Consider the following 5,855-nt stretch of genomic DNA (forward strand, 5'->3'; position numbering starts at 1 on the left):
AAAACCTTGGTTTGATGGAAACGGTGAATTTGGCGAAAAGTGCTGTGCCAAATAGTCGGAAAATTAATGGGAAACCTTTGACTGGGGATGTCAGTTTGAATGCCGGGGATGTGGGGGCCGTATCGGCAGATGGAGGAAATTATCCAGAGTATTTTAGATTTAAACAAGTCGAGACGATTCCAAACGAACGTAATGTAACGATGTTAGTTTCTGAATCAGGAGGGAAACCGACAAATACGATGGTTGCGTTTACAAGTTATGCTTGGTACGACAATTATATTAAGACGGGTATTGTGCGTGGCGGCGGCGCGGATACACTCGGATACGCAATAGATATTAATACGAAGCGTGTGTTAACAGTGTCGCCTGACGGGAAAGTAAATGCCACATCATTTATTACCGGTAGTGGTGGTATGCAAACAGGCGCAAAAGATGCGGCTAGTTTTGATGGGAATAATGTTGAACTTATATCGTGGTTTGGTATCGGGTTGAGAGCAACAATAGATCAGAAGACACGAATTTTTTTTAATACGCGCAATGGTGATATTTTCACGAAAGGGACAATTCATATTGGTGATGCAATACACTATTACGATGGGAACACTACGGGATCAATATGGGGTGGTGACTTACATAGCTATATAAACAATAATTTTAGCAGAAAGAATGATGGCATTCCTGTCGGCTCGCCCATCCCTTGGCCGTTACCGAATGTACCTGCTGGCTATCTCGCATGCAACGGTCAAGCATTTAATAAATCGCTATATCCGCAATTAGCGACCGCTTATCCATCTGGGAGGCTTCCTGATTTGCGCGGTGAATTTATTCGTGGTTGGGATGATGGGCGCGGTGTCGATGGCGGCCGTGGGATTTTGTCGTGGCAAGCTGACGAGTTTAAATCCCATAACCATACTTTGAATGGAGATGATGCAGGTTCATCGGGTAACCGAGTTGGCAGAGGTAATAGAAACCCGCGTAGTTTAGGCCCAACTAACGAAACAGGCGGAAATGAAACCCGCCCCCGCAACGTCGCATTTAACTACATAGTGAGAGCAGCATAATGACAGAGCAAAAATATTCTTTAGAACCGGAAAAGGCAATCTTAGGTAAAGATGGATTGGCAGAAAAAACGGGCTGGCTGACAATCTACCATGCAGCGCCTCATTCAAGGGAATTTATCGGTTCGACACCAGAATACCTGATGAAGGGAGTTGGCATACCGGCGAGTTCCTATACAGATGTTCCGACACTTCCTGAATCCGATTCTCTGGCTGTCAGGCGCACAGCAGACGGAGAGCTCTGGGAAATTGTCCCCGATTACCGGGGAAAAACAGCTTACAACACACAAACTCGCTTACCGCAAGAAATTACTGAGCTGGGTGAATTACCCGAAACCCTGACATTCGAACAACCAGCTACTCATTTTGATCGATGGGATGGCTCAAAGTGGGTGACTGACAAAGCAGCAATAAAGGACAGTGAGATTGAGCAGGCAGAACAATTACGTGACACACTGTGTACACAAGCTAATGAAACCATTACGTTACTCCAATATGCCGTTGATACGGAATTGGCTTCGGAAAAGGAACAGGCACTGTTACTTGAATGGAAAAAGTATCTGGTATTGCTGAACCGTATTGATACTTCATTAGCTCCTGATATTGAATGGCCAGAAATACCAAAATAAGTACAGGGCCATAAGGCTCCGATTACATTATTTTGCTGTTTTTCCTCAACAGAAAATGCATTCATAGGAAAGTTTAAAATCAACGGCTTATAGTAGTAGTGAATATCAAAAAATACAGGTTTTGGTTTTCTAATGCTGTAAGCCAACATAGGACTTAAAATAAATGTATATATTCTGTTTATAAACATATAAAAATTTTGTCTTTATATTGAATTATGTATTAGAATGGTAACATTGATAAATCACATTTTGGTATTACTAATGACTATTGAATTAATAAAGAGAAATATACCGTGGAATACTTTTCTAGTTGGTGGTTATATTTCTCTTATCTATTTAATTGATGTTACTAGATATAAAAATCTCTTTCTTATACTGATGGTAATTACATCGATTTTTTATCAATGTGAATATCCTAAAATATACCTAAATGCAGTAAAAATAAAATATTTTTTGCACTATGCATTTTCTCCCTGACGGTTACTTATTCTATTTTTATATCGAAAAACTTTACAATTAGTTTTAGCGAAGTGAAGATTCCGTTTTTTAGGAGTGTATTTATTGTTGCTACTTTAATATCAATTTCATTATTTAAAGAAGGTAGTTTAAAAATAAAGAAAATGTTTTTATGCTTTTTTCTTTAGCGATGAATAATAATGGTAGCCGTCTTGATTGACGGCCTTATTCTAGAACCACTCATTTAAAACATCTACGAGTTTATTACTTATATTTTCCCAATCATATCCATTAAGTGCAGTTAATTTCGCTTTTTCAGCAATAGTTTTTATATTTGGATTATTCAAGGTTTCAATGATATCTAAAGAAATACTTTCGACGGATAGGGGTTCCTTCAAGTGAAAACCAGTTTCATTATGTATGACAAACTCTTTTATCCCCCCTCTAGGACTTACAAGAACAGGAGTTCCACTAGCCATTGATTCTAAGGCAACCATACAGAAAGCTTCATCTGTCAATGATGGAGCCACGGTTAAGTTGGCTAATGGGTAGATTTTGTGCATATCATTAGGAGGAATATTTCCCGCAAGAATACAGTATGAGCTCATTTCCTTAGCTTGTTCAATCACTTTTTTTCTATAATCTTTAAGTCTTCGTCTTTTCTTGGTTTTATAATCTCCTACAATAAGTAATTTTATGTTTTTTATTGTATTTTTTAGTATGGCTATTGATTTCATTAATTCAATAACACCTTTACCTTTATCTAATCTTCCTGCATAAAGAATCACAATATCTTCATCTTGTAAGTTAAATTTTTCTCTATTCCAATGCTGATTAGAATTATATATATTTTTGCTAATACCATTAGGAACCACTTTTACATCAATATTTGACACCTCTTTTTTAAAAAAATCAGCTAAAAATATACTTGGTGTAATTAATTTTGTCCTGTAATCTAGATGTTCTGTATTTTTTTTATTATGCATGTGAAGAACCATTAATTCTTCTGGATAAAAATTTTTTATTTCATTGTATAATGTAATAGAGTTATGAACTATTAATATTGAATCATTTTCTTTATTTATCTGATAAATTTTTGAGGAGATTCTTTTGCTATAAGGAAATGGATCTAACCTTGTCCACTTTTTAAATATTCTTTTATAGACACGGCTAATTCTGATTCTATATATAGTGGAATTTTTATTTATTACCTCTATTTTATTTTCATTACGTTCACCTTTACAAATTATCATATTTTTGATATTTGATTTTCTTGCAACATTATAAATCCACCATTCAACAGCAGAAGAATAGGTAGGGGGGAGGGAGTGAAACTCTGGAGCTATAAATATAATGTTTTTCATAATAAAACTTCCCCCTTTGATGGATATCGATAATTTATGATTATTGCATCCAATATATATTTTAACAACACGGTTCACTGTTATAATTGATATCGTACTTATAGCACGAAACAAAGATTGACCCTGGTTTTACCGTTGTTAAAGAACATTGGAATAACAACAAAAGCATCTTATAATTTTATTAAAAATATGTCCAACAATATTAACAGGGTATACGTCATCGCGTGGCGAAGTTTTCCTTCCATTAGAGCAATTCTGAACAGTTTCATGCTCTCCTTTCGACTAAATCATCTCTTAGAATAGTAGGTCATTTTGAGGGTGCGCCAATTTGATCTGAGTGATCTGATGAATTTGTCAAATCCAACAAACCACTCATAGAAGATTTTTTACCAAAAGATGTAACTTATTTTGGTATTTCCGGCCATTCAATATCAGGAGCTAACGAAGTATCAATACGGTTCAGCAATACCAGATACTTTTTCCATTCAAGTAACAGTGCCTGTTCCTTTTCCGAAGCCAATTCCGTATCAACGGCATATTGGAGTAACGTAATGGTTTCATTAGCTTGTGTACACAGTGTGTCACGTAATTGTTCTGCCTGCTCAATCTCACTGTCCTTTATTGCCGCTTTGTCAGCCACCCACTTTGAGCCATCCCATCGATCAAAATGAGTAGCAGGTTGTTCGAATGTCAGGGTTTCGGATAGTGCACCCAGATCGGTAATTTCTTGCGGTAAGCGAGTTTGTATATTGTAAGCTGTTTTTCCCCGGTAATCGGGGACAATTTCCCAGAGCTCTCCGTCTGCCGTGCGCCTGACAGCCAGAGAATCGGAGTCAGGAAGTGTCGGAGCATCTGTATAGGAACTGGCCGGTATTCCTATCCCCTTCATCAGATATTCTGGTGTCGCGCCGATAAATTCCCTTGAATAAGGTGCTGCATGGTAGATTGTCAGCCAGCCCGCTTTTTCTGCCAATCCATCTTTACCTAAGATTGCCGTTTCCAGCTCTAAAGAATATTTTTGTTCAGTCATTATGCTGCTCTCACTATGTAGTTAAATGCAATATTGCGGGGACGGGTTTCTGCACCAACAGCGCCATTGTTTGTAAATCCTTGAAAATCACTTCCGTTATTTGTGAACGGTAAAGTTTGCTTTGAATCATCATGATATGAACCAGGATGGCCAGCTAGATTTGTTACACCGAATGCTCCTTGCGATCGACCACCGTGACCACCAAGGTGCTGGTGCCACTGAACTTGTTGTGGTTGCCACGACAAAATCCCACGACCACTGTCCACACCCCGCCCATCATCCCAACCACGGATAAATTCACCGCGCAAATCAGGAAGCACACCTGATGGATAAGCGGCGGCTAACTTCGGATATAGCGATTTATTAAATGATTGACCGTTGCATGCGAGATAACCAGCAGGCACATTCGGTAACGGCCATGGAATTGGAGCACCAATTGGATAAATTTCGCTTTCTCTTCCAGATAATAAATAAGAGTAGACTCTCCCCTTAACTGCTCCATTAGGGACTTCTGATAACTCTGCCATCTTAATTAATTGATTAACAGTTGCATTATCTGACACAAAAGCATTTAAAATTATGTTTTGAGCAAAAGGACCAATGAATATGTAAATATCATAGTTATCACCAGATGTATTAACAGTTGCTAAGTCAGTAGGTGCATTGGTATTAACTGTATACATCACCGCATTGATTCCATTCGGGTATCCATTCCCTGTTCTTAAAACTATATTAGTGATAGCACATTGCTCAAAATTCCCAACGTTATACCCGGAACCACCAGCGATATTAATATTGATAGTGCTCATCACTTTCATTGTTACTTCAGCAATTTTTACCCAAGCTGATGTTTGTACCGTCAGACTACTAATATATTGTTTACCTGATAAAACCCCCACATCCTCAGCAGTAGGCTTATTTTTTGTACTATATTGAATAGTCCAGGGTAGGTATTGCCCCGGTCCACCCCATGTTTGTCGCGTCGCAATATCGCCTTGATGGGAATAATATGTTTGATGAATTTGCTGATCATTATTTTTAAATACAACAAGAAACCCATACGAGTAAATTTTCACGTTGTTATAAGCGGGTAAATCAGTTACAGAATTAGGATTAGCAATATATACAATATAGATACCATTTTCGGACGCGTCCGAAAATCGGCCATTATCGGTTACACCAAAGAGTACTCCCGGAAAAGCCCCCACATCCCCGGCATTCAAACTGACATCCCCAGTCAAAGGTTTCCCATTAATTTTCCGACTATTTGGCACGGCACTTTTCGCCAAATTCACGGTTTCCATCAAACCAAGGTTTT

Annotated in this window: 5 protein-coding genes; 2 read left to right on the top strand and 3 right to left on the bottom strand. The window is 38.1% G+C overall.

Annotation, left to right across the window (positions count from 1 at the left end):
- Positions 1 to 1,061 (top strand): tail fiber protein (locus EAE90_RS22645; RefSeq protein ID WP_214055385.1); only part of this gene is annotated, 1,061 nt, incomplete at its 5' end.
- On the top strand, positions 1,061 to 1,687 hold the full coding sequence (locus tag EAE90_RS22650; RefSeq protein ID WP_214055386.1) for a tail fiber assembly protein: 627 nt from the start codon (positions 1,061 to 1,063) through the stop codon (positions 1,685 to 1,687). The genes EAE90_RS22645 and EAE90_RS22650, both read left to right, overlap by 1 nt.
- Positions 1,688 to 2,373: 686 nt before the next feature.
- Here EAE90_RS22650 and EAE90_RS22655 read toward each other — a convergent pair.
- The 3 genes from EAE90_RS22655 to EAE90_RS22665 form a co-directional block, all read right to left on the bottom strand.
- The gene (locus EAE90_RS22655) at positions 2,374 to 3,507 is read right to left on the bottom strand and encodes a glycosyltransferase (protein ID WP_214055387.1); all 1,134 of its coding nucleotides are present in this window, start codon (positions 3,505 to 3,507) and stop codon (positions 2,374 to 2,376) included.
- 403 nt (positions 3,508 to 3,910) lie between these two features.
- A complete protein-coding gene (locus EAE90_RS22660; protein WP_214055388.1) occupies positions 3,911 to 4,537 on the bottom strand; it encodes a tail fiber assembly protein in 627 nt (208 codons plus the stop codon).
- Positions 4,537 to 5,855: tail fiber protein (locus EAE90_RS22665; protein WP_214055389.1), on the bottom strand; the 1,319-nt coding region annotated here is incomplete at its 5' end. The genes EAE90_RS22665 and EAE90_RS22660, both read right to left, overlap by 1 nt.

The sequence above is a fragment of the Photorhabdus caribbeanensis genome (assembly GCF_018448885.1).
Lineage (GTDB): Bacteria > Pseudomonadota > Gammaproteobacteria > Enterobacterales > Enterobacteriaceae > Photorhabdus > Photorhabdus caribbeanensis.

Bases quoted from the DNA above. Each gene is read 5' to 3' on its own strand.
- EAE90_RS22650 (WP_214055386.1), top strand. From the start codon at position 1,061: ATGACAGAGCAAAAATATTCTTTAGAACCGGAAAAGGCAATCTTAGGT.
- EAE90_RS22655 (WP_214055387.1), bottom strand. From the start codon at position 3,507: ATGAAAAACATTATATTTATAGCTCCAGAGTTTCACTCCCTCCCCCCT.
- EAE90_RS22660 (WP_214055388.1), bottom strand. From the start codon at position 4,537: ATGACTGAACAAAAATATTCTTTAGAGCTGGAAACGGCAATCTTAGGT.